This window comes from Streptomyces sp. NPDC012466, from assembly GCF_042955215.1.
In the GTDB taxonomy this organism is placed as follows: domain Bacteria; phylum Actinomycetota; class Actinomycetes; order Streptomycetales; family Streptomycetaceae; genus Streptomyces.
The window spans coordinates 139,176-161,484 of the sequence record NZ_JBIBEQ010000008.1 but is presented as its reverse complement, the minus strand read 5'-3'; the positions used below and the strand labels follow the sequence as shown (position 1 = coordinate 161,484).

Genomic DNA, 22,309 nt, shown 5'->3' with positions numbered 1-22,309 from the left:
CTCGGTTGACCGGTTCGTTGTTTTGACCAGGAGAGCCACGTTGCATTCACGAAACCGGGAATGAGGGTGAACGCTCTGCGCCCCGGTCCGCGGCAGCCGTTTCGGGCTGCCGTTCCGTACCCTGACCGCATGCGCATGCGCCCCACCCTGAGCTGGACCCCTGCCGAGGATCTGCCGCCGGGCACCACGGATCTGGAGCCGGTCGTCGATGCACTGAGCGCCGGCGGTGTGCTGGTGCTCAGCGGAGCGGGGATCTCGACGGAGTCGGGCATCCCCGACTACCGGGGCGAGGGCGGGAGCCTCAGCCGGCACACGCCGATGACCTACCAGGACTTCACCGCCGACGCCCAGGCCCGGCGCCGGTACTGGGCGCGCAGCCACCTCGGCTGGCGCAGCTTCGGCCGGGCCCTCCCCAACGCCGGGCACCGGGCTGTGGCCGCCTTCGGACGACAGGGCCTGCTCTCGGGTGTCATCACCCAGAACGTGGACGGCCTGCACCAAGCCGCCGGCAGCGAGGACGCCGTGGAACTCCACGGGACCCTGGCCAGGGTCGTCTGCCTTTCCTGCGGCGCCTTCAGTCCGCGCCGTGAACTCGCCCGGCGACTGGAGGACGCCAATCCGGGGTTCGAGCCCGTGTCCGCCGGGATCAATCCGGACGGTGACGCCGACCTCACCGACGAACAGGTCGGAGGCTTTCGCGTGGTGCCCTGCGTGATCTGCGGCGGCATCCTCAAACCGGACGTCGTGTTCTTCGGCGAAACCGTTCCGCCGCAGCGCGTCGAACACTGCCGCGAGCTGGTCCGCACGGCGGCTTCGCTGCTGGTCCTTGGCTCCTCTCTGACGGTGATGTCGGGGCTCCGCTTCGTCCGCCAGGCAGCCCAGGCCGGGAAGCCTGTACTGATCATCAACCGGGACCAGACCCGAGGTGACCAGCACTCCCTCACGAGGGTTTCGCTTCCGCTGGGTAGGGCCCTCACCACCGTGGCAGACCGGCTCGGCATTCCGGTCGACGGCCGGGCGGAGGAGAGACCGTGACTGCGGTGGTTCCGGAACACCCGGCGTCCCCCGCCCTGCACGAGGCGTCCTCCCACGCTGTCGGAGGGTGTGAAGCAGCCGTTCGGGCACGCGTCGGCTCCCCCCGGAACCTCCCCTCCGCTCGCGCCAGTCGCAGGACCTCCCCGGCGGAGGTGCCGGGGGACCAGGCCGCCGTGCACTCCTCGGCGTCCAAGGATGCGCGCACCCGCTGCTCGGCGGTGGTGTGCGCCTCGTGGAACGGGCGCAGGCCGGTCAGCGCCACCCCCGTGTCCTGACGCATGCGGTGGGCGGCGCCCAGCAGCCACGCCGCCCGGGTGCAGTCACCGGTGGCCGCCACCGCGCAGGCCAGGGTCTCCAAGCACCCGGACCGGTCCCCAGCCGTCCCCGATCGCCTGTTGCCGCGCCAGAGCCTTCTGCTGGGGGGCCAAGGCCCTCTCCGCTTCGCCGTGCCGCACCTCCACAAGTCCGGTGCACCACTGGTCCCATGTGCGGGCCCATGCTGGAACGGCTGCTCGTCACCGGCCCGGGCGGGCCCCGTGCACCGCACGTCGACACCACCCGCGCCAATGGGGAACCGACCGGCCGCCACCCGGTCGACCTGCCCTGCCCGCAGGCCAGGGGCCTGGACAGTGACGAGCTGTTCAAGGGCAACATCGACCTGCACCGACTGGAAGACGCATTGCGGGGTCCCGATGCCTCCAGATCGCCCTGGTCATCATGGCGCTGACGAACAACGGGGAAGCCGGCCGCTGATCCCGGGCTACCGCCTGCTCGAACAGCCCCCGCTTCTCCGCCACTTCCGCTGCAAGCCGGAACCCATGCCGTCGTGAGGCGTGTCACACCCTTCAAGGTTCGCCTAAGTTGTCTGCATCACAGCGGAAATGTCCATTTGGCGTGCATGCTCGAATCGGATGCCGACGCCTGAAATGGGGCCCATCGGCGTCTTCTTGGGCGCGAAGCTCCAAAGTGACCCATGGCACAGCACTCGTGGCATTCCCCCTGTCCCCCTTGGAAGGTGCACCATCATGGCCGCTTACCTCTGCCCCCCTGCCGTGATACACGGCGAACACGCCGTGAAGACCAGCCAGATCGTGGCGGAGGTGAGCGACCGGCATCCGCAGGCGGCGTGGGCGCCGCGCATCGACGGCATCGCCGCCAGTACCGGCATCGAGACCCGCGGCTGGATGCTGCCCCTGGAGGCCGCCGTCGCACCCGGCAAGGGCAACGGGCTGCGGGCCGTCGGCGTCCAGCCGACCCAACAGGCTTTGATCCGCGAAGGGTTCACCCGGCAGGACGTGGACCGTGTGATCGCCGCCCTCGAGACCGTACCCGCGCCGCAGACCGTTCAGGAGCGCACGGCCCCGGCCTGGGAGGCCGTGCAGTCCTACGGTGAGCGTGCGGCGCGCGGGGCCCTGCAGATCACGGGACTGGACGCCGCGGACGTGGACTGCCTGATCACCAGTCACTCCACGACCCCGGCGCTTCCCGGCCTGGACATAGCCCTGGCCAACAAGCTTCCGCTCCGCGACGACGTGATGCTGCTGCCGGCCACGCAGTGGGCCTGCATAGCGGGGACCCGTTCCCTGGCGCTGGCGGCGGATCTCGTGGCCGCCGACCCGGACCGGGTGGTCCTGGTCGTCATAGCGGAGGCGCTCAGTACGACCTACCAGCCCGCGGACGACACCCTCGAGTCCCTGATCGTCCGGCTGCTGTTCGCGGACACCGCGGTCGCCGCGGTGGTCACGGGCCGCCCGAGGCCCGAGTCGGTGCTGCGGCTGGACGCCGCCTGGCACCACACCCTGCCCGGCACCCAGGACCTGCACCGCTTGGAGACGCGGGCGGACGGCACCCACTTCGTGATGGACCGGCGCGGGCCGCGCGCCGTACAGGAAACGGTCACCGCGATGTGGGAGTGGCTGCGCGTCCGGTACCAGGACGACCCCGCTGCCTGGCACCCCGACGTACTGCTCGCGCACCCCGGCGGGACCCGCGTGCTGGAGTACATGGAGCAGACGATGCCCGACGCGTGGCCGTCGGGGCTGCTGGACTACAGCCGGGACAGCTACACCAGCGGCAACCGCGGGGGCGCCGCCGTGTTCGACATTCTGCGGCGGGCGCATGACGCCGGGCAGCAGAAGCCCGGCCATCGCGCCGTTCTGTACGCGGCCGCCCCGGGTCTCACCGCCACGGCCCTGGACGGCGTGTGGCTGTAGCGCGAGGCCGCCCCGCCCGGACCGGCCCAGGGGCCACCCGCGCCATCGCGTAGTCCCCGGCGCGCGGCCGCGTCACCTCGCGACTTCCGCCCAGACCACCTTCCCGGTGTCCGTCCACCGCACCCCCCACCGGGTGGTGAGCCGGTGCACGATGCTCAGGCCACGTCCGCCGTCGGCCAGCAGATCGACCCGCCTCACACGCGGTCTTCCGTTGCCGGTGTCACCGACCTCGCACAGCAGACCGTGACCGGACCTGATCAGCCGCACCGTGACGGGTCCGGCGGCATAGCGCACCGCGTTCGTGACCAGCTCGCTGACCAGCAGCATCATGCTGTACCGGGTGTCGTCCCGGGTGCGCCACTGCCTCAGCAGGGCCGAGACCTGCGCACGGGCACAGGCGGGGGCGTCGCTGCGGGCGGGCAGTCGCCAGGTCGCCGTGTCCTCCTTGCGGTAGCCGATCATCCGGGCGAGCAACAGGGTCACGTCGTCACGCTGGCGCGCGGGAGCCACCGTCGAGACGATGTGCCGTGCGGCCTGTTGCAGGGCGTCCCAGGGATGCACCACGGCCACGGCGCCCGCGAGCCTGCCGATGCCCTCGTCGATCGAGAGTGCGGGGTCCTCCACCAGGCCGTCGGTGTAGAGGGCGAGCAGGGAGCCCGGCGGCGCGGCGAACGTGTACACGTCGAACGGCTCGCGCAGCGCGAACTCGGCGCCCAGCCCGGGGTGAGGGCGGACCGGGAGCGGGCCCGCGCGCCCGTCCGGGGAGACCAGCACCGGGGGGAGGTGGCCGGCGCTGGACAGTGCCACGTCGTGCCTGACCGGGTCGTAGAGGGCGATGCAGCAGGTCGACCCGAGGGCGCTGTAGCCGGCCGCCAGTCCGGAGTCCGCGTCGTCCAGCATCGACACGGTCTCGTCCAGGTGCTCCAGTACCTCGTCGGGTGCGAGTCCCGCGGACAGCAGCGCGCGGGCCTCCATGCTCAGCTGACCCATGGTCGCCGCGGCGCCCAGACCGTGCCCGACGACGTCACCGACGACCAGCGCGGTACGACCGTCGGGCAGGGGAAAGCTGTTCACCCAGTCGCCGCCGACGCCCGCGCTGTCGGGGGTGGCGGGCTGGTAGACGCTGGCGATCTCGACGGTGGCGCCGCCCGTCCGCGGCAGGAGCCGGCGCTGCAACGCCAGCACCTGCGTGTGCTCGCGCTGGTGCTGACGCGCCAGGTCGACGTGATGGGCGGTCCTGGCCACCAGTTCTTGCAGGTCGAACAGCTCGCTGTCGCGGAAGGGACAGTCGGCCCGGCGCCAGACCTCCGCCACGCCCAGTACGACGGGCGGAGTGGCGTCCAGGACCAGTGGTATGCACGCCACACCCGCCGACCGGTCACTGGGCACCAGGGCGCGCGCGACGCGTGGACTGCCGAAGACCCGCTCGACCGCCTCCCGGTCGGGTACGACGATGGTCTGCGGGACGTCGTCCCGCAGTACCGCCTGCGTCAGCAGGCGACTCGCGTCGCCGGGCAGGTCGTCGCCCGGGGTCAGGTAGCCCTCGGGCCATGCACGGTCCGGCACCAGGGCCGCCCGCCGCAGTCGGATGCGCCCCTGCCCCTTCCCGGACACTCCCTCGCCCGTCCAGACGGCGAAGTCGAGGTCGACGGCGGCGACGTCTCCCCAGGCCAGCAGGGACTCCGCCAGGGACTGCGCGGTCTCCCCGATGTCCAGCGAGGTGCCGATCGCGGTCTCGGCGGCGTAGAGGTGCAGCCGCCTGGCCATGGCGATCACGGAGACGGTCAGGCCGTCCTCGGGCAACGCGGAGGGCAGGATGCTCATCGAGACCACGAGCTCCGACCCGTCGCCGCGCCGCAGGCGCTGGATGCGGGCGACGTGCGCCTCACCGCTCTCCAGTACCTGCCGCAACCGCCGTGTGACCGTCGGTACGTCCCCGGGAGGCAGGAGATCGACGAACGGTTTCCCGGCCCCCGCCTCCAGCCCCCTGAACACGGGGGCGTCCAGGTTGCAGCGGGTGATGTTCAGGTCCGTGTCCAGGTTGACGGCGCCGAGAATCTGCTCCTGACGGCTCGCCGCCGGGTCGTCGGGGACCCGTGCGCCCGTGGAGCGGTCGCCCCGCGCGTCGGCAGAACCGCCCGTGGCCGCTCCACCGCGCGGGATGTAGCGTCCCAGAGCGCGGCTGACCAGGTCGAACGCCGAGGAGGACGAGGGCGGGGGTGTGGAGTCCATGCGGCTCTCTCAGCAATCCCCGGCACGGTGCCGGGGCAGTGTGCGGACCCGTGCGGCGGGGCCCCGAGATCCCTGACCGCACACCTCATTGAATAACACGGGGGCCGGTTCGACCACACCCGGCACTGTGCGCGGCGAACGCGGAACGTGAGGGGAAACCACGCTCGGGACCGGGAGTACGAGTACCGGTCCGGTCGGACTCCGCCGCTGCCCGGTACTCACCCTCACCACTGGCACTCAGTGCCATAGTGTGGCGGTGACCTCTTCTCCTTCCTCCGGTACCTCGCAGGCGTGGTCGGCACTGGGCGCCGATGCGTCGCTGCTCGACCGGGTCGCCTATGGCGGCCCGTCCGGGGGGCTGCCGGCCCGGCTGCCCGTGATGGAGCTGGCGCGGGCCACCGTCGCGGTGTGTTCGCTCGCGGCCGCCGAGCTCGGCTCCGCACGCACGGGGCGTCCTGTGCCGCGGGTGAGCGTCGATGACGAGTCGGTCGCCACGGCCTTCCTCAGCGACCGGCTGGTGCGGGTCGACGGGCGGGCCTGGTCGGCCTTCGCGCCGTTGTCGCGGTTCTGGCGGGCGGCGGACGGCTGGGTTCGTACGCACGCCAACTACCCGCACCACCGGGCCCGGCTGCTCACCGCTCTCGGGCTGCCGGGGGACGCCGGCGAGGAGGCCGTCGACGCGGTGGCCGAGGTGATCGCCGGGCGCACCGCCCTGGAGGTGGAGGCGACCGTGTACGCGGCGGGCGGCCTGGCCGTCGCGGCGCGCGGCCCCGAGGAGTGGGCCGGGGGCGAGCAGGGGGTTCTCATCGCGGCGCAGCCCCTGCTCTCGACGGCACGCATCGGCGACGCACCGGGTCGGGTGCCCGGCGACGCCCCGCTGCCGTGTTCGGGGCTGCGCGTCCTCGATCTGACCCGGGTGCTCGCCGGGCCGGTCGCCACCCGGACACTCGCACTGCTCGGTGCGGACGTGCTGCGGATCGACGCCCCGCAGCTGCCGGAGAGTCAGGAGGCCCACAACGACACGGGGATGGGGAAGCGCTCGACCACCGTCGACCTGGCCGATGCCTCCGCGCGCCGGGTCTTCGAGGAACTGCTCGACCAGGCGGACGTGGTGGTCACCGGTTACCGGCCGGGTGCGCTGGACCGCTTCGGACTGACGCCCGAGGCGCTCGCCGGGCGCCGGCCGGGACTGGTGATCGCCCAGTTGTCGGCGTGGGGCTCCGTCGGGCCGTGGCACGAGCGGCGCGGCTTCGACAGCCTGGTCCAGGCGGCCACCGGCATCGCGGACCTGGAGGGCTCGCCGGACTCACCGGGCGCGCTGCCCGCCCAGGCGCTCGACCACGGCACCGGATATCTGCTGGCGGCCGGAGTGCTGCGCGCGCTCACCGAGCAGCACCGCACAGGTGGCACCCGCCTGGTCCGGCTGGCCCTCGCCCGGACCGCGCACTGGCTCCTCCACGATCTGGCCCCCGCTCCGGGCGAGGACGACGGCTTCGACGCCGGGCGGTGGCTGACCGAGAGGGACAGCCCCATGGGCCGGCTGCGGCACGCGCTGCCTCCCGTGTCGTACGAGGGAGGCCCGGCGAACTGGGCACGCCCGCCGGGGCTGTGGGGCACGGACGCCCCGGTGTGGGGCGGCACCTGACGGGGCGCGCACCGTCGCGGCCCCGTCACGACGGCCGCGGGACGTCGGACGGCCATCTCACCGCGTACGCGCCCTGGGCTGCCCCGGTAGCCCCCATCGGCCGCGCCTCCCGGCCGCCGTGCGCCGGTGGGGCGTCAGTGCTGCTCACACCGGCCCCATGTCCGATGCGTTCCCGGTGCTCGCGACCGATGTCCGGCGGGTGGCCGTCATGACCGTGCTCACCGTACTGGCGGGGGCCGTCGACGCCGTGAGTTTCTGACCGTGGGGAAGGTGTTCTGCGGGACGGCGACCGGCCACGTGCTCTTCCTGTGTTCGCCCTGCGGCAGCGGTCCCGGGGAGCGCACCCCAGGACCTGGAGGAGTACCGCACCCACCACCCGGGCCGGCTGCTCGGGCGGCGGCCGTGGGGCAGGGGCCTCCCGGGCGCGGGGGCCGCGGTTCGCTATCCCAGGGCCACGTCGGCAGGATGGGGCCATGACGGAAATTCGCACCCCGCGTCTTGTCCTGCGCCGATGGCTCGACGACGACCTCCTCCCCCTGTCCGAGATCCACGCCGACCCCGTGGTGATGCAGGGCATCGGCGACGGCAGGCCGCGCTCGCTGGACCAGACCGCCGAGGACATCGAGGCCTGGGAGGAGGAGTGGGACGAGGAGGGGTTCGGGATGTTCGCGGTCGAACTCCTGGGCTCCGGTGAGCTGGCGGGCGCCGTGGGTCTGTCGGTGGCCGACGCTCCGGCCGAGATCGCCGGCCAGGTGGTGATCAGCTGGCGGCTCGGGCGAGTGTTCTGGGGTCAGGGATACGCCTCCGAAGCGGCGCACGCCACGCTGGAGTTCGCCGTGCAGGACCGCGGCCTGGATCGCGTGGCCGCCGTGTGCCGAGCGGGCGACAGAGCCTCCTTGAACGTCCTCGACAAACTCGGCATGGAGGCGGAGGGAACCGCACAACACCCGGTCCACGGCCACGACCTCGCGGTCTACGGCATCGACCTCACTCAGTACCAGGAGTAGCGCCCGGCGCGCCCGGCGCCGGAGGGTGACCGTCACCGGTCGTACGGGCCGTCGTTCTCCACCGCGGCTGACCGCTCACCTGCCGCCCCCTGCCGAGGACGGCGCATCACGTCGGCCATGCCGATCCGGTGACGCGCTCGACCATGGACGAGCGTCGGAAGTCGGGGTCGAAGTGTTCGAGGACGTCGGAGTTCACGGTGCCGTACGTGGTTTCCGGGCGGTTCTCGAGTCCGGCGACGAACTCCCGCAGGAACTCCTTCTTGAAGTCCCCGCGCGGATGAGCGGCGATGATCTCCTCCACCTGGTCGCCGTCCAGACCGTCCAGGCCCCAGCCGATCGCATCGGTCAGCACGCCGAGATTGGTGGCGGCGATCTCCGGGCCCATCCGGCCGGGAATTCCCGGCGTCGAGTGGAGGGCCACCGCCTGCCACACCACGTCTGCGGCGCCGGGTGAGAAACCGTGGTCGAGCAGGAACGACCGCGCGTGATCCGCTCCGTCGAGTTCGAACCGCTGTACCGCGTCGGAGAACGGCACCAGAAGGCCGGTGTCGTGGAACATGGCGGCGAGGTACAGCAGTTCCGGATCGGGCTGCAGGCCGAGTGCACGGGCGTGCAGCGCGCCGAAGAGGAAGACTCGCCTGGAGTGGTCGAAGACGAGGGGGCTCGTCATCTCCCGGACATGGCGAGTGGCCGCTCCGGCCGCCTCGATCCCGGGAATCTCGATCCCGGCGACGATGTCAGTCATGCGTCTCTTCTTTCGGTGCCGTGTGCTGTGCCTTTCCTCCACCGTGCCGCCCCGCCGCGTCCGGCGCTGCTTCGGTCCGGCCATGAATCACTCGAATCGGGACACGGCCGCGTCCCGGGACCGCGAACCCACCGGACCGACCGTCCGGGTGGCAAGGACAATGTGCGGGTACGGACTCCGCCGGGGAGCCGGGATCGCTGAGGGTGAGGACGATGAAGCCGAGCGAGCACAGCGTCGGTGTACTCGTGTTCGACGGCATGAAGATGCTGGACCTCTCCGGGCCCGCGGAAGTCTTCAGCGAAGCCAATCGGTACGGCGCCCGCTACCGGTTGAGCATCGTGTCGGTCGGCGGGACGCCGGTGTCTTCGTCCATCGGTGTCCGGGTGCCGGTCGATGCAGACGCCGCCGACGCTCCGGCCTTCGACACCCTGCTGGTGGTGGGCGGTGATCAGGTTCCCCGGGCGACGGTCGACCCGGACCTCGCGGCCGCCGCGCGGAACCTGGCCTCCCGGGCCGGCCGGGTCGCGTCGATCTGCACCGGTGCGTTCATCCTGGGTGCGGCGGGCCTGCTCGACGGCAGACGGGCCACGACACACTGGCAGCACACGCGGCTGCTGGCCCGGCGCTGTCCGGCCACGCGCGTCGAGCCCGACGCGCTCTTCGTCAAGGACGGCACCCTCTACACCTCGGCCGGTGTCACGGCCGGCATCGATCTGGCGCTGGCCCTGGTGGAGCACGAGCACGGCCCGGACCTGACCCGCAGTGTCGCTCGTTCGCTCGTGGTGTACATGCAGCGGGCCGGCGGGCAGTCCCAGTTCTCCGCCTCGCTCCAGGGTCCGGCCCCGCAGACGCCCGTGCTGCGGCAGGTGCAGGACGCCGTCCAGGCGGATCCCACGGCCGATCACAGCCTGGAGGCCCTCGCCGCACGGGTGCGGGTCAGCCCCCGGCATCTGACCCGCATGTTCCGGGCGGAGCTGGACACCACGCCGATGAGGTACGTGGAGCTGATCCGCTTCGACAGGGCGAAGGCGCTGCTGGACTCCGGGCACAACGCGACGGAGGCAGCCGCACGGTCGGGATTCCCCAGCTACGAGAGCCTGCGCCGCGCGTTCGCCAAGCACCTGGGCCTTTCGCCGACCAAGTACCAGCGCCGTTTCACCACGACGGGCGCGGGGTCCCGTTCGCCACGCCCCACCGCGTGACACGCCGAGCCGGCGTGGCCGTTTCCGAGGGTTTGTCGGCCATCGGGTAGCGGCTTGGGGGGTCTCGGCGGACGGATGGTGGATGCACACCGACCGCCCACCGAGGAGAGACCGTCATGAGTGAGAAGATCGCCGGTGTCGAGATCCCCGACAGCAAACTGGTCCAGGACGCCACGGACCTGATCCGCACCACCACGCCGCCGCTGATCTTCCATCACTCGCGGCGGGTGTATCTCTTCGGCCGTCTGCAGGCCGCGGCGCTGGGGCTGCGGCCCGACCCCGAGCTGCTGTACGTGGCGGCACTGTTCCACGACACCGGGCTGGTGGAGCCGTACCGCAGCGACGACCAGCGGTTCGAGATGGACGGTGCGGATCAGGCCCGCGCGTTCCTGCTGGCCCATGGCCTGTCCGAAACCGACGCGGAGACGGTCTGGACGGCCGTCGCCCTGCACACCACGCCGGAGGTGCCCTACAGGCTGGCGCCCGAGATCGCGGCGACCACGGCCGGTGTGGAGACCGACGTGCTCGGCCTGAACCTGGCCAACCTCACCCGGGCACAGATCGAGGAGGTCACCGCTGCCCATCCCCGCCCGGACTTCAAGCGGCAGATCCTGCACGCGTTCACGGAGGGGTTCAGGCACCGTCCGGACACCACGTTCGGCACGGTCAACGCGGACGTCCTGGCGCACTTCGTCCCCGGCTTCCGCCGCACCGACTTCGTCGACGTCATCCAGAACTCCGCCTGGCCCGAGTAGGCGAGCAAGCGTCCGCGGTCCGTGCCGCCGGTCCGTCAGGGTCACCGGCCGACGCCACCCGGTCAGCCGTTCCGCTTCCGCACGGCCGCGTCGAGGACGGGGCCGAGTTCGCGGGCCACGGTCGTCAGGGCCCGGACGTCCTGCTCGGCCCGGGCCAGAAGGATCGCCCCCTCCAGGCTGCTGATCATGAGGGTGGCGAGGGCGCCTGCCCGTTCCCCGGGCACGCCCAAGTCCGTCAGGGCTTGGGCGACCGCGCCGGTCCAGGTGGCGAAGGCGGCGGATGCCGCCTGCCGCGTGGAGGGGACCGACTCCGCGCAGTCGACCGTCGCGGCCGCCACCGGACAGCCGCCCGCAAAGCCGGCGGCCTCGTACTCGTCGGTCCACTGACGCACCATCGCGGCGAACAACGCGCTCGGCGTCGGCTCGGGCAGTGCGGCCAGGAAGCGGGCGACCCGGCCTGCCGCGTATCCGCCTGCCCAGCCCACCGCCTCGTCGACCAACTGGGTCTTGCCGCCGGGAAAGTAGTGCTGGAGCGAGCCGCGTGGCGCTGCGGCGTCGACGGCGACCCGGCGCATGCCGGTGGAGGCGACCCCCTCCCGCCGGATGAGCTGGGCCGCGCTGAAGACCATCCGCTCGCGCGGCCCCCGTTCGGCCTTCCCCATCGTCGACCTCCAGCACTTTCGCCGCACGGTTTTCCCGAGCTCCACTCTATGACCGCCGTCATAACGGCGGCTACTATGACCGCTGTCATAGACGAGGGGTGACAGCGGTGGCTCGGCCCCGCGGGAGCCGGAGAAGGCGGTGCGTCATGTACGTCGGTTTCATCGGTCTGGGGGTCATGGGCCGGCCCATGGCACTGAACCTCGCTCGCGCCGGCACACGACTCGTGGTCTGGAACCGCACCCCCGAGCGATGCGAACCGTTGCGTGCCGTCGGCGCCGACGTCGCGCCGAGCAGCGCAGAGGTCTTTCAGCGGGCGGCCACGGTGTTCCTCATGCTGGCCGACGAGGCGGCCGTGGACACGGTGCTGGGGCGCGGCACCCCGGACTTCGCCGCGCGGGTCGCAGGCCGCACCGTCGTCCACATGGGCACGACCTCCGCGGAGTACTCCAGCAGCCTCCAGGACGACATCCGGGCCGCGGGCGGGCGTTACGTCGAGGCTCCGGTCTCCGGAAGCCGCGTCCCTGCCGAGCGGGGCGAACTCGTGGGGATGCTGGCGGGCGACGACGACACCGTGGCGGCCGTACGGCCGCTGCTGGCCCCCATGTGCCGGGACACGTTCCTGTGCGGGGCCGTCCCGGGCGCGCTGCTGCTGAAGTTCTCGGTGAACCTGTTCCTGATCACCGTGGTCACGGGCCTCGCCGAGGCGTTCCACTTCGCCGAGCGGCACGGGCTCGATCAGCGTCTTCTGCGGGACGTCCTGGACGCGGGTCCCATGGCCAGTGCCGTCTCCCGGGTCAAGGCGCCGAAACTGCTGGAGCGTGACTTCTCGGTCCAGGCAGCCACCGCGGACGTCCTGAAGAACAACCGCCTGATCGCCGAGGCCGCCCGCAGGACCGGCCTCGCCTCGCCGCTCCTCGACGTGTGCCACGCCCTCTACGACGAGGCCGTTCGGCAGGGCCACGGCGGCGAGGACATGGTGGCCGTCGTGCACGCCCTGGAGGCCCGGACCACCGGCACGCCCGTTCCGGCGGGCCGGGTCGCCGGACCGACCGCTCAGGAGTCAATGAGCAGGTGAGCGATGAGTTCGCGCGGCGGATCGAGTCTGCCCCGGTATGACTCGCATCATCGCTGACATCTCGGTCTCCCTCGACGGATTCGTCACCGGCCCCGACCCCGGCCCGGACAACGGCCTGGGCACCGGTGGCGAGGCCCTGCACACCTGGGCGTTCTCCGACGACCCCGAGGACCGCCGGTTCCTGCGCGAGGCGACCGCCCGCTCGGGTGCCGTCGTCCTCGGGCGCCGGCTCTTCGAGGTGGTCGACGGGCCCCACGGCTGGGACGACACGACCGGCTACGGCGCCGGGGAGGTCGGCAAGCCCGCGTTCGTCGTCGTGACGAGCGCGCCGCCGGAGTCGGTGCGGCTCACCGACCTCGACTGGACGTTCGTCACCACCGGGCTGCCCGACGCCGTCGCCGCCGCGCGTGAGCGGGCGCAGGCGGCGTCGTCGGCCGCCGGCAGGGACCTCGACGTGATTCTGATGGGCGGCGGCGCCACGGTCGGCTCGGCGCTCGACGCCGGGCTGGTCGACATGCTGTCGCTGCACCTCGCGCCCGTCGTGCTGGGCGCCGGGACGCCGCTGTTCACCGGCGGAGCGCCGCGCACGCTGGTACAGCGGAGCGTGACCTCGACATCGACCGTGACGCACCTGACCTACGACGTCCCCCGGTGATCCGCATGACCACTCTCGACGTCAACGGAATCACCCTGGGTATCGAGTCGTACGGCGACGACGCCGCGCCGCTCGTCCTGCTCGCGGGCGGGACGACGATGCTCTCCTGGCCCGACGCGCTGTGCGAGCGCCTCGCCGCCGGAGGGCGCCGTGTCGTGCGCTACGACCTGCGCGACAGCGGGGAGTCGACGACGGCGCACCCGCCGGCGCCCGCCTACACCCTGCGCGACCTCGCCGCCGACGCGGCGGCCCTCGCCGACGCGCTCGACGGGAGGCCGGCGCACCTCGCGGGGATCGGCGTCGGCGGGATGGTCGCCCAGGTGGCGGTGCTCGACCATCCGGGCGCGTTCTCGGCACTCACCCTGGTCGGCACCCGTGCGGTTGCGCCGGGCCCGCCCGACGACGACCTCCCCGACCATGACCGGGCGACGATGAGCCGGTTGTTCGCGCGCCCGATGCCCGACTGGACGGACCGCGAGGCGGTGGCGGAGTTCGCCGCCGCCGGGGCGGAGATCCTCGGCGACGACCCCGTCACCGCGCGCGCGGTCGCCGCCCGCGTCTGGGACCGCACACCCGGCACCACCGCACCGGTCCAGACGGCCAATCAGATGGGCATGGTGTTTTCCCGGCTCGACTGCGCACCCCGCTGGCGCGAGCGCCTGCCCGGGATCGCGGTCCCCACGCTCGTCGTCCACGGACGTCGCAACCGGTTCTTCCCCGTCGGCAACGGCGAGGCGATCGCGCGCGAGATCCCCGGTGCGCGGCTGCTCGTCCTCGAGGAGGCCGCCACCGCGATTCCCGATACGCGGGTCGGCGAGGTCGCCGAGGCGATGCTCATGACCGGCTAGTCGTCCGCCTCCCGAACCCGAAACGGGTCACACGCGCCCGGCGCACCAGCAGCTCTTACGCCGTCGGCGTCAGCAGGGGGGAGATCGTCACCAGCCCCGCGTACTCGACGAGGATCGGCAGCGCCCAGCCCACCACGAGGGAGGCGACGGCGACGACGATCGGCTGGTGGAGGACGTACAACGGCAGTGCGGCGGCGGAGAGATGACCGTGGATCCGGCGGCGCCGCGTTCGCGTCGGCGTCGTCACCCGGTTGCCGCGGTGGCGATCGGCGGGGACACCGACCACCGGCATGCGTATCGCGTCCAGCTCCGGCCGCCGCTCCGACAACTCCCGCTGGGGTGGTCTCGCAGGCGCCGCCATGCCGGGTCCTCCCCCGACTCGCCCGCAGGGCCCATGGTGGCGGGGCGGGACGTCGAGGACCATACCCCGGCGCTCCCCATCGGTCCTGCCGGCCGCTGCGGGGGTCTCAGGCGTGGGACAGGGCGAAGGAGACCAGGAAGCCGCTGACGGTGACGAGCCCGATCGCCAGATGGGCTTCCTCGAACGCCTCGGGGATCATGGTGTCGGCGATCATGGCCAGGATCGCGCCGGCGGCCACGGCGGTGACCCCCGCGATCACGGTGGACGAGAAGCCCCCGAGGACGGCGTACCCGAGGACCGCGGAGATAGTGCTCGCGACCGCGATGGCGCCCCACACCGCGAAGACGTACCCCTTGCCGCGCCCGGACTTCTTCATCCCCGCCGAGCTGGACAGGCCCTCCGGGATGTTGCTGATGAACACCGCCGCGACCGTCACGAGGCTGACCGCCCCACCGTCGAGCAGGCTGACGCCGATCACCGCCGACTCGGGTACCCCGTCCAGCAGCGCACCCAGCGCCAGCGCCAGACCCGAGCCGCCCTGCTCCTGCTCGGACGGCTGCGACTGCCCCGAGTGATGACCCGATCGCTTGCGATGCCGGGCGCCACGGCGCGCCAGCCACAGGTTGCCGGCCGTGTAGGCCACCGCCCCGGCCAGCGTCCCCACCGCCGCCGGGCCGAGCCCGCCCTGCTCGTAGGCCTCACCGACCAGTTCGAAGGAGACGGCCGAGAGAAGCACACCGGCACCGAAGGCCATCACCAGCGCGATGACCTTCTGGGGCACGCGCACCCCGTAACCGAACGCCGCTCCCAGCAGGAGTGCGCTTCCTGCCAGCAACCCCCAGCCACCTGCCTGTATCACCTCGGACATGCCGGGCCGTGTACCCGCCCGAGCGTGATCGGCACCTCCGGCGCCCGGCGCGGATGATCCAGCACCTGTGACGCACGTCACTGTCTCATCGCGGGCGGGGCGACGGTTTTTCCTCCCCGGGCCGGTCCAGTACAGCGACCGAACCCCACCCCACCATGGAGTGTCCGATGCCCGACCTTTTCCGAACCGCAGTCGTGACCGGTGCCGGCCGTGGCTTCGGGCGTGCGATCGCCGCCGCGCTCGTCGCCACCGGCACCGGCGTCATCGGAATCGCCCGCACCGAGCGGGAGCTGCACGCCGTGCGCGACGAGCTCGGCGCCGGCTTCACCGCCCTCGTCGCCGACGCCACCGACGAAGCACTCGCTCAGTCCGTGATCCGCGAACACCGTCCCGGGCTGCTCGTCCTCAATGCCGGAGCCACGCCCCCCATGGCGCCCGTGCACGAGCAGACCTGGGAGACCTTCAGCCGCAACTGGCTCACCGACACGCGCCACGTCTTCACCTGGACCCGGGCCGCTCTGCGCGCACCGCTGGCGCAGGGCAGCGTGGTCGTCTCGATGTCCAGCGGGGCCGCACTGGGCGGCTCCCCGCTCAGCGGCGGATACGCCAGCGCCAAGGCGGCCATCCGCTACCTCCGCGGGTACGCGGCCGACGAGGCGCAACGGGCGGGCCTCGGCATCCGGTTCCACACGCTGCTTCCGAACATGACCCCGGCCGGCGGTGTCGGCGCGGTCGCGGTCGACGGCTACGCCGCGCGTCAGGGTGTCGACCCGGCCGCCTTCGTCGCGGGCCGGGAGCAACCGGTGCTCACCTCCGAGCAGTTGGCCAAGGCCGTCATGGAAGTAGCCCAGGACCCCGCTAGCGACGCCGAGTACCGGGTCGTCGGCACCGGGCTGCACCCGATCGGCTGAATGCCACCACCTACACGCACCTTGGAGAGACCACGATGTCATCGGACGACGACTTCGCCGCCCTGGCCGAGCCGTTCAGGCCGGAGCTGCTCGCGCACTGTTACCGGATGCTCGGCTCGATCCACGACGCCGAGGACCTCGTGCAGGAGACCTACCTGCGGGCGTGGCGTGGATTCGCCAGGTTCGAGGGCCGCTCCTCGGTGCGGCGGTGGCTGTACAAGATCGCCACCATGGCCTGTCTGACCGCGTTGGAGACCCGCACCCTACGGCCGCTGCCGTCAGGACTGGGGGCACCCTCGGACGATCACCGGGTGGCCGTCGCCGCTCGCGAACCGTCGGTGGCGTGGCTCCAGCCGGCCCCCGACGCGCTGGTCGGCGCCGACGACCCCGCGGTCGTCGCGGTCCGGAGAACCGGAGTGCGGCTCGCCTTCATCGCCGCGCTCCAGCTGCTGTCGGCACGGCAGCGGGCCGTGCTGACGCTGCGCGACGTGCTGGCGTTCCGGACGGCCGAGGTCGCCGCCATGCTGGGCACCACGACCGCGGCCGTCGACAGCGCACTGCGCCGCGCCCGGGCCCGCCTGGCCGAGGCCGGACCGGCGTGGGACGACCTGCACGAGCCGGACGAGGAGACCCGGCGAGCCCTCCTGAACGGCTACGTCGACGCGTTCACCCGGGCCGACCCCGATGCGCTGGTCCGCCTGCTGCGCGCCGACGTCGAGATGGAGATGCCGCCGACGCCGACGTGGTTCACCGGCCGGCAGGCCGTCATCGGTTTCCTCGCCACCAGGGTCCTGCGCAGGAACCTGTGGCGCCTGCTGCCCACCCGGGCCAACGGCCAGCCCGCTCTGATCGCCTACCAGCACACGGGCGAGGGCCGCCACGAGCCGTACGGCATCCAGGTGTTGACCCTGGCCGGATCCCGGATCGCCCGCATCACCGCGTTCAACGACCCCGGCCTGGTACCGACGTTCGCTTCGACGTCCGTACCCGGGCTCCGACCGGAGCGCCGCACATGACCGTCCTATTGGCTGTGTGCTGTCTGGTCACGGGTGGTGAACGACATTAAGGTGAGCGACCTTCGCGTTCTGGGGAGGTCTCGTGAACGGGCTCCGCGCGGTCATGGTCTGCCTTGTCATCGCCTGTGCCGCGGTCGTCTCGCCGGCCGCGGCCGTGACGCGGGGCTGGTCGGCGGTGCCGGTTCCGGCGGCGGTCCCGCCGGTGACCGTGTCCGATCTCGCCGCACGCGGGCCGGTCGAGGCATGGGCGACCGGGTACGAGCAGGCTCCCGACGGACCGCGGCCGATGCTGTACCGGTGGGACGGCACGGCGTGGAGCCGGGACACCACCTTCCCCGGCGCCGGGGAGCCGGGCCGGCTCGGCAAGGTGCAGTTCGCCGGCGCGGAGACGTGGATCTTCCAGTACCGCGCGGGGGCGGGTGAGATCCTGCGCCGGTCGGCAGGGGGGTGGTCCACCATCCGCCTGCCGCAATCCCTGTGGACCTACCAGGACTTCGCCGCCGTCCCGGGTGCCGCGTGGGTGGTGGGTGAGGACGACACCGGACTGAAGGTGCTGCACCACGACGGTTCCGGCTGGACCACGCAGTCCACCCCGGACGGGGTGCTGTACCTGATGGGCATCACCGCGCGGACCGCCACCGACGCCTGGGCCTGGGCGGACACCAGCACCGGCACCGCCGTGCTGCGCTGGAACGGCACAGCCTGGCGGGACGCGAAGGTGCCGCTACCGCCGAACAGCAACGTGCACACGATCCTGCTCGAACCGACCGGCCGGGTCACGATCGGCGGCGGTCGGTACACCGACGGGACGGCCCGCACCTACCTGATGACGTGGAACGGGCACGCCTGGCGCACCCCGTACCCGCCATTGGGCGACACCTCCACCGAGGCCATGGTGCGCGGCCCGGACGGCGCGCTGTGGCTGCCGGTGCGCAGTGACCGCGCGTTCCGGTCGACGTACGCGCGGGTGGCCCTGGACGGCATCCGGTCCACCTTCTCCTACGGCCCGGACCGCACGAACGCGATCGACGTCGAGCCGCGCGCCCTGGCGAGGGCCGGGTCCTCGCTGCTGTCCTTCGGGACCGTCGAGATCTACGGCTCGAAACCGAATCTGATGAGCGAGCGGCTGGGAGGCTGACCATGGCACGCCGACTTCTCGTCGCGGTCCTCGCCGTCGCCCTGACCGTCATGGCCGGCCTGGTCTCGGCCACGGCGGACACACTGTCCTGGCAGCACGTTCCGGTCCCGGCACAGGTACGCCCACAGGCCGGGCTGAACGAGGCCGTGGCGCTCGGGCCGGACCGGGCCTGGGCGGTGGGCGCAGACGCCGTCGGCCGCGAGGCGCCGGGCTTCCCGCTGGTGCTGCGCTGGGACGGAACCGCGTGGGATCGCCAGGCTCTGCCCGGAATCGGCTGGCAGGGAGAGCTGTTGTCCGTCGCCGCGACCTCACCGACAGCGGTCTGGGCGATCGGCCGCGACTCGGCGGGCGGCACCCGGCTGCTCCGCTTCGACGGCGCCTGGCACGAGAGCCGTCCGCCGCGCGGGGTCGTGCTGACCAAGGTGGTCGCCGGCGGCGGTGAGACCTGGCTGATCGGTGCGCGGAACGGCGCACAGGCGTTGCTGCGCTGGGACGGGCACGGCTGGCGGGACGTGCCGGTGCCGCCCGGGTCCGTGTACGGCCTGCACATCCTGGCGGCCGACGACGTCTGGGCCGCGGGCGACGCCGCCGCGGGCGCGGCCGTGTCGCACTGGGACGGGCAGGCGTGGCAGCAGACGATCGTGCACGGATTCCCTCGGGCCGCCGTGGGCACTGTGCTCGCGGTCTCGCCGACGGAGGTGTGGGCGGGAGGCACGGGCGGGTTCATCGGCGGCCCGGCGGGCAAGCCGATCCCGCCCCTGCTGGTCCGCTTCGACGGGCAGACGTGGAACCGGGTGACCATGCCGACCGACTTCGGTTCGGTCACCTCCCTGGCGCCCGGCCCGTCCGGCGAACTGGCCTGGGTGTCGGTGGCCCGCTCGCAGAAGTGGGGCCCGCCGGGCAGTTCTCCGCCTCTGGTTCCGGGGCCGGATTTCCTCGCCTGGAACGGAAGCTCGTTCACCGAGTACGGCGAACCGGCCGTGGCCGGGGAGGGTGACTCCTCACTGCTGCGGCTGGCGCCGGTGCCGGGCACGGGGACCGTGTGGTCGGTCGGCCGCGCCGGCGGCCCCGAGGGCACCTTCGCCCCCCGCATCCTGCGGTTCGGCTGAGAAGGGTCCCAGCCCGCTTCTCAATGGCGGACCAGACAGAACGGGTGCCCGGCCGGGTCGGCGTAGATCCGCCAACTCCGCCCGTCCGAACCGGCGTCCAGCAACCGCGCTCCCTGGGCCAGTACCTGCTCCTCGGCCCGGTCCAGGTCCGCGACTCCGAAGTCGAGGTGGAACTGCTGCGGTCCGGCCGGGTCCCGCCACAGTGGCGGCCGGTGGTCCTCTGCCCGCTGGAAGGCGAGGACGACACCGGACGCCGTGTGCAAGGTGGCCCAGGCCTCGCTCAACGCCCACCGCCGGTCAGGCTGGTTGACGGTGCCCCCGAGGATCGACTGGTAGAACGCGGCCAGTTCCACCGGGTCGGTGCAGTCCAGCACCACACACTGCAGGTCCGCGATCATGGGCCGATCTTAGGGGTGTCCGCACCCGTCAGCTGGCAGAGGCGAGGTACTCCTCGACACCCGGTGCCGCATGGGCATCCTCCAGGTTCACCGCGGCTCCCACCGCCTTGGCGTCCGGCTTGTGCACGTAGGTCGAGGTACTGGCGGGCTGTGCCTTGTCGGAGAAGTTCTGTGCGGTGCCGAGGCCGACGTCGACGCTGGCCTGGGAGCGGTGGGCCTTGACCACGTCCTCGCGGGTGAGACTGCCGTTCTCGCAGGCCTTCTTCAGGTCGGTGCCCATCAGCTGAGCGGCGTTGTAGCCGGACAGCACGCCGGAGTCGAGGAGGGAGTCCGGGTACTTCTTCTTGTAGGAAGCCACCATCTTGCGCACCCCGGGCAGGTCGGAGCTCACCGCGGGCGCGGCGCTGACCACGTTCAGCATGGCCGCGAGGGCGGGTGCGGCCGGTGTCTTCATGAGCTGCGGGGCATAGCCGGGGGCGCTGCTGACGACGGGCACCTTCAGGCCGCGGGAGGCGGCGACGCCGACCAGCGACGCGGTCTGGGCCGGCCCGGCGCTGATCAGGATGGCCTTCACGCCTTCCTTGCGCAGTGCGGAGACCTGCGCGGACAGGTCGGTGTCGGTCGCCTTGATCTTCTGGCCGACGACCTTCACGCCGGCCTTCTTCGCGGCCCACTGCGAGCCCTCGAGGGCATTGGCGCCGTAGTCGCCCTCGAAGTAGACGTGGCCGATGGTGTCGCCCTTGGCCAGGCCCTTGGTGCGGCTGAGGAAGTCGACCGCGGCGATCATGTCGATGTCGTAGGTGGTGCCCAGGACCTGGACCGCGTCCCGGTCCAGCAGGGAGGCGGCCCATGCCTGCGGGAAGGTGAGCACCTTGTCGCGCTCGATGTCGTCGAGCAGCGCGGCCATCACGGGCGAGCCGATGACCTGGGGCAGCGCCACGACGTCCGCGGAGAGGTCGGCGTAGGCGGTGACGGCCTTCTGGACGTCGTAGCCGTGGTCCTTGACGACGATCTCGATGCGCCGGTCGCAGATGCCGCCGCGGGCGTTGACCTCGTCCGCCCACATCTGCTGGGCCTGCACGATGCTCTTGCCGAGGGTGGCGTAGGGGCCGGTGAGGTCCGTGAGGGCGCCGAGTCTGATGACCTTGTCGGTCACTCCGGGCCCGGTCTTGACGCCGTCGGCGCCGTCGCCGGTGCTGCCGGAGGAGTCGGCCTTGGAACTGCATCCGGTGCCGGCGAGCAGCAGGGCCGCCAGGGCGGTGGCCAGAAGCGTTCTGGTGCGTGGTGCGGTGTGGTGCGTGGGCTTCACGGGGTGGGCTCCTTGGCTGGTGCGGCCGGCGTGTGCGGTCGGGACGGGGAGGTGGTGTTCGCGGGTGGTGAGGCGGCGGTTTCGGGGGCGCGCAGGCGGGCGCGCAGCCGGCGGACCAGACCGTGCAGTCCGTCGGGCGCGAACAGCAGGATCAGGACGATCGCCGCTCCGTAGAGGTAGCGGGCGGCCTCGGTGGGGCCGACCGTGCCGTCGGTGGTGCCTGGGGCGGCCACGAGGGGCAGTTGGTCGGCGTAGCGGGTCATCAGCAGGGGCAGCGCGGTGACGAAGACGGCACCGGCGGTGGCTCCGGCCACCGACCCCAGCCCGCCGATGACGATCATGGCGAGGTAGTCGACGGACAGCACCAGACCGAAGTAGTCGGGCACCACCCGGCGGAAGGAGAGGGCGAGCATCACCCCTGCCAGCCCGGCGTACATCGACGAGACGACGAAGGCCGCCGAGCGGTAGCGGGAGACGTCCACGCCCATCACGGCGGCCGCGGTCTCGCTGTCGCGCAGCGCCACCAGGGCGCGTCCGGGACGGCCCCGGAGCAGTCCGCGGGCGGTGAACCAGGTGACCGCGAACAGCGCCAGTCCCAGGTACCACAGCCGTTCCTCGGCGCCGAACGGCACACCCAGCAGGGTCAGTTCGGAGTCCGCGGAGAAGGAGAAGCCGCCCAGCTCCAGCGGTGGCACCGAGCGGCCGTTGAAGCCGCCGGTGACGGAGTCCGCCGTGAGCAGGACGTGATGGCCGAGGAAGACCAGGGCCAGGGTGGCGACGCCCAGGTAGATGCCGCGCACCCGGCCGGCGACGGGGCTGAAGAGTCCGCCGGCCGCCCCGGCGAGCAGGACCGCGAGCACGGCGGCCACGGCGGTCGGGAGGCCGGGTCCGGGCTCACCGGCCAGCCACACGTAGCCGTAGGCGCCCACGGCGAGGAAGAAGGCGTGGCCGAGGGAGAGCTGGCCCGCCGTTCCGGACAGCAGACCGAGGCCGACGGCGCCGACGGCGGCCGCCATCGAGAACAGTCCGATGCGCAGCCAGAACGCGTCGAGGTAGAAGGGCAGGGCGCACAGGACGGTGACGGCCGCGAGGGTCAGGCTCAGGCGGATCGCACGGGTGCGGGA

22 protein-coding genes are annotated in these 22,309 nt (G+C 72.3%); 14 read left to right on the top strand and 8 right to left on the bottom strand.

The window, feature by feature from the left end; translation table 11 throughout:
- Positions 1–129 precede the first annotated feature (129 nt).
- From ACFY9E_RS28265 to ACFY9E_RS28255, 3 genes are all read left to right on the top strand, one after another.
- Positions 130–1,035, top strand: coding sequence for an NAD-dependent protein deacetylase (locus ACFY9E_RS28265; RefSeq protein WP_390988651.1), 906 nt, complete (start codon positions 130–132; stop codon positions 1,033–1,035).
- Between the two features lie 496 nt (positions 1,036–1,531).
- Positions 1,532–1,762: a hypothetical protein gene (locus tag ACFY9E_RS28260; RefSeq protein ID WP_390988650.1), complete on the top strand. Its 231-nt coding sequence runs from the start codon at positions 1,532–1,534 to the stop codon at positions 1,760–1,762.
- 298 nt (positions 1,763–2,060) lie between these two features.
- Positions 2,061–3,248 carry a type III polyketide synthase gene (locus tag ACFY9E_RS28255; RefSeq protein ID WP_390988648.1) on the top strand — a complete coding sequence of 396 codons (1,188 nt, stop codon included), beginning with the start codon at positions 2,061–2,063 and terminating at the stop codon, positions 3,246–3,248.
- A 72-nt stretch (positions 3,249–3,320) separates the two neighbouring features.
- On the opposite strand, the gene ACFY9E_RS28250 is transcribed toward ACFY9E_RS28255, so the two are convergent.
- Positions 3,321–5,480 carry a SpoIIE family protein phosphatase gene (locus ACFY9E_RS28250; RefSeq protein ID WP_390988647.1) on the bottom strand — a complete coding sequence of 720 codons (2,160 nt, stop codon included), beginning with the start codon at positions 5,478–5,480 and terminating at the stop codon, positions 3,321–3,323.
- Between the two features lie 256 nt (positions 5,481–5,736).
- On the opposite strand from ACFY9E_RS28250, the gene ACFY9E_RS28245 reads away from it, so the two are divergent.
- Positions 5,737–7,125: a CoA transferase gene (locus tag ACFY9E_RS28245; RefSeq protein WP_390988645.1), complete on the top strand. Its 1,389-nt coding sequence runs from the start codon at positions 5,737–5,739 to the stop codon at positions 7,123–7,125.
- A 473-nt stretch (positions 7,126–7,598) separates the two neighbouring features.
- Positions 7,599–8,132 (top strand): GNAT family N-acetyltransferase, encoded by a 534-nt coding sequence (locus ACFY9E_RS28240; RefSeq protein WP_390988643.1) that lies wholly within the window; start codon positions 7,599–7,601, stop codon positions 8,130–8,132.
- Positions 8,133–8,238: 106 nt separating this feature from the next.
- Here the strand turns inward: ACFY9E_RS28240 and ACFY9E_RS28235 are convergent, their stop codons facing one another.
- On the bottom strand, positions 8,239–8,877 hold the full coding sequence (locus ACFY9E_RS28235; protein ID WP_390988642.1) for an HD domain-containing protein: 639 nt from the start codon (positions 8,875–8,877) through the stop codon (positions 8,239–8,241).
- Between the two features lie 212 nt (positions 8,878–9,089).
- Here ACFY9E_RS28235 and ACFY9E_RS28230 point away from each other — a divergent pair, with 212 nt between their 5' ends.
- Both ACFY9E_RS28230 and ACFY9E_RS28225 read left to right on the top strand, forming a co-directional pair.
- Complete coding sequence (locus ACFY9E_RS28230; protein WP_390988640.1) at positions 9,090–10,079, top strand: DJ-1/PfpI family protein; 990 nt, start codon at positions 9,090–9,092, stop codon at positions 10,077–10,079.
- A 116-nt stretch (positions 10,080–10,195) separates the two neighbouring features.
- Complete coding sequence (locus ACFY9E_RS28225) at positions 10,196–10,834, top strand: HD domain-containing protein (protein ID WP_390988639.1); 639 nt, start codon at positions 10,196–10,198, stop codon at positions 10,832–10,834.
- 62 nt (positions 10,835–10,896) lie between these two features.
- On the opposite strand, the gene ACFY9E_RS28220 is transcribed toward ACFY9E_RS28225, so the two are convergent.
- Positions 10,897–11,496, bottom strand: a complete 600-nt coding sequence (locus tag ACFY9E_RS28220) for a TetR family transcriptional regulator C-terminal domain-containing protein (protein WP_390988638.1) — start codon at positions 11,494–11,496, stop codon at positions 10,897–10,899.
- A 146-nt stretch (positions 11,497–11,642) separates the two neighbouring features.
- Between ACFY9E_RS28220 and ACFY9E_RS28215 the strand changes: the two genes are divergently transcribed.
- Genes ACFY9E_RS28215 through ACFY9E_RS28205 form a run of 3 tightly spaced genes read left to right on the top strand, consistent with a single transcriptional unit; the run spans position 11,643 to position 14,075 of the window.
- The gene (locus tag ACFY9E_RS28215) at positions 11,643–12,572 is read left to right on the top strand and encodes an NAD(P)-binding domain-containing protein (RefSeq protein WP_390988636.1); all 930 of its coding nucleotides are present in this window, start codon (positions 11,643–11,645) and stop codon (positions 12,570–12,572) included.
- Positions 12,573–12,609: 37 nt separating this feature from the next.
- The gene (locus ACFY9E_RS28210; protein WP_390988634.1) at positions 12,610–13,227 is read left to right on the top strand and encodes a dihydrofolate reductase family protein; all 618 of its coding nucleotides are present in this window, start codon (positions 12,610–12,612) and stop codon (positions 13,225–13,227) included.
- Positions 13,228–13,232: 5 nt separating this feature from the next.
- Positions 13,233–14,075, top strand: coding sequence for an alpha/beta fold hydrolase (locus ACFY9E_RS28205; protein ID WP_390988632.1), 843 nt, complete (start codon positions 13,233–13,235; stop codon positions 14,073–14,075).
- Positions 14,076–14,130: 55 nt separating this feature from the next.
- On the opposite strand, the gene ACFY9E_RS28200 is transcribed toward ACFY9E_RS28205, so the two are convergent.
- Together ACFY9E_RS28200 and ACFY9E_RS28195 are read right to left on the bottom strand one after the other, a co-directional pair.
- Positions 14,131–14,436, bottom strand: a complete 306-nt coding sequence (locus ACFY9E_RS28200; protein ID WP_390988630.1) for a hypothetical protein — start codon at positions 14,434–14,436, stop codon at positions 14,131–14,133.
- Positions 14,437–14,542: 106 nt separating this feature from the next.
- Entirely contained in the window at positions 14,543–15,304 is a 762-nt protein-coding gene (locus ACFY9E_RS28195; RefSeq protein ID WP_390988628.1) for a ZIP family metal transporter, read from the bottom strand.
- Between the two features lie 167 nt (positions 15,305–15,471).
- Between ACFY9E_RS28195 and ACFY9E_RS28190 the strand changes: the two genes are divergently transcribed.
- The 4 genes from ACFY9E_RS28190 (at position 15,472) to ACFY9E_RS28175 (ending at position 19,478) form a co-directional block, all read left to right on the top strand.
- Positions 15,472–16,215 (top strand): SDR family NAD(P)-dependent oxidoreductase, encoded by a 744-nt coding sequence (locus ACFY9E_RS28190; protein ID WP_390988627.1) that lies wholly within the window; start codon positions 15,472–15,474, stop codon positions 16,213–16,215.
- Positions 16,212–17,231: an RNA polymerase subunit sigma-70 gene (locus ACFY9E_RS28185; RefSeq protein ID WP_390989162.1), complete on the top strand. Its 1,020-nt coding sequence runs from the start codon at positions 16,212–16,214 to the stop codon at positions 17,229–17,231. The genes ACFY9E_RS28190 and ACFY9E_RS28185 overlap by 4 nt, the downstream gene beginning before the upstream one ends.
- Positions 17,232–17,313: 82 nt before the next feature.
- A complete protein-coding gene (locus ACFY9E_RS28180; RefSeq protein ID WP_390988625.1) occupies positions 17,314–18,369 on the top strand; it encodes a hypothetical protein in 1,056 nt (351 codons plus the stop codon).
- A gap of 2 nt (positions 18,370–18,371) precedes the next feature.
- A complete protein-coding gene (locus ACFY9E_RS28175) occupies positions 18,372–19,478 on the top strand; it encodes a hypothetical protein (RefSeq protein ID WP_390988624.1) in 1,107 nt (368 codons plus the stop codon).
- A gap of 20 nt (positions 19,479–19,498) precedes the next feature.
- Here the strand turns inward: ACFY9E_RS28175 and ACFY9E_RS28170 are convergent, their stop codons facing one another.
- Genes ACFY9E_RS28170 through ACFY9E_RS28160 form a run of 3 tightly spaced genes read right to left on the bottom strand, consistent with a single transcriptional unit; the run spans position 19,499 to position 22,294 of the window.
- A complete protein-coding gene (locus tag ACFY9E_RS28170) occupies positions 19,499–19,876 on the bottom strand; it encodes a VOC family protein (protein WP_390988622.1) in 378 nt (125 codons plus the stop codon).
- A 28-nt stretch (positions 19,877–19,904) separates the two neighbouring features.
- A complete protein-coding gene (locus ACFY9E_RS28165; protein WP_390988620.1) occupies positions 19,905–21,185 on the bottom strand; it encodes an ABC transporter substrate-binding protein in 1,281 nt (426 codons plus the stop codon).
- On the bottom strand, positions 21,182–22,294 hold the full coding sequence (locus tag ACFY9E_RS28160; protein ID WP_390989160.1) for a branched-chain amino acid ABC transporter permease: 1,113 nt from the start codon (positions 22,292–22,294) through the stop codon (positions 21,182–21,184). Before ACFY9E_RS28160 ends, ACFY9E_RS28165 begins: the two co-directional genes overlap by 4 nt.
- Positions 22,295–22,309 lie beyond the last annotated feature (15 nt).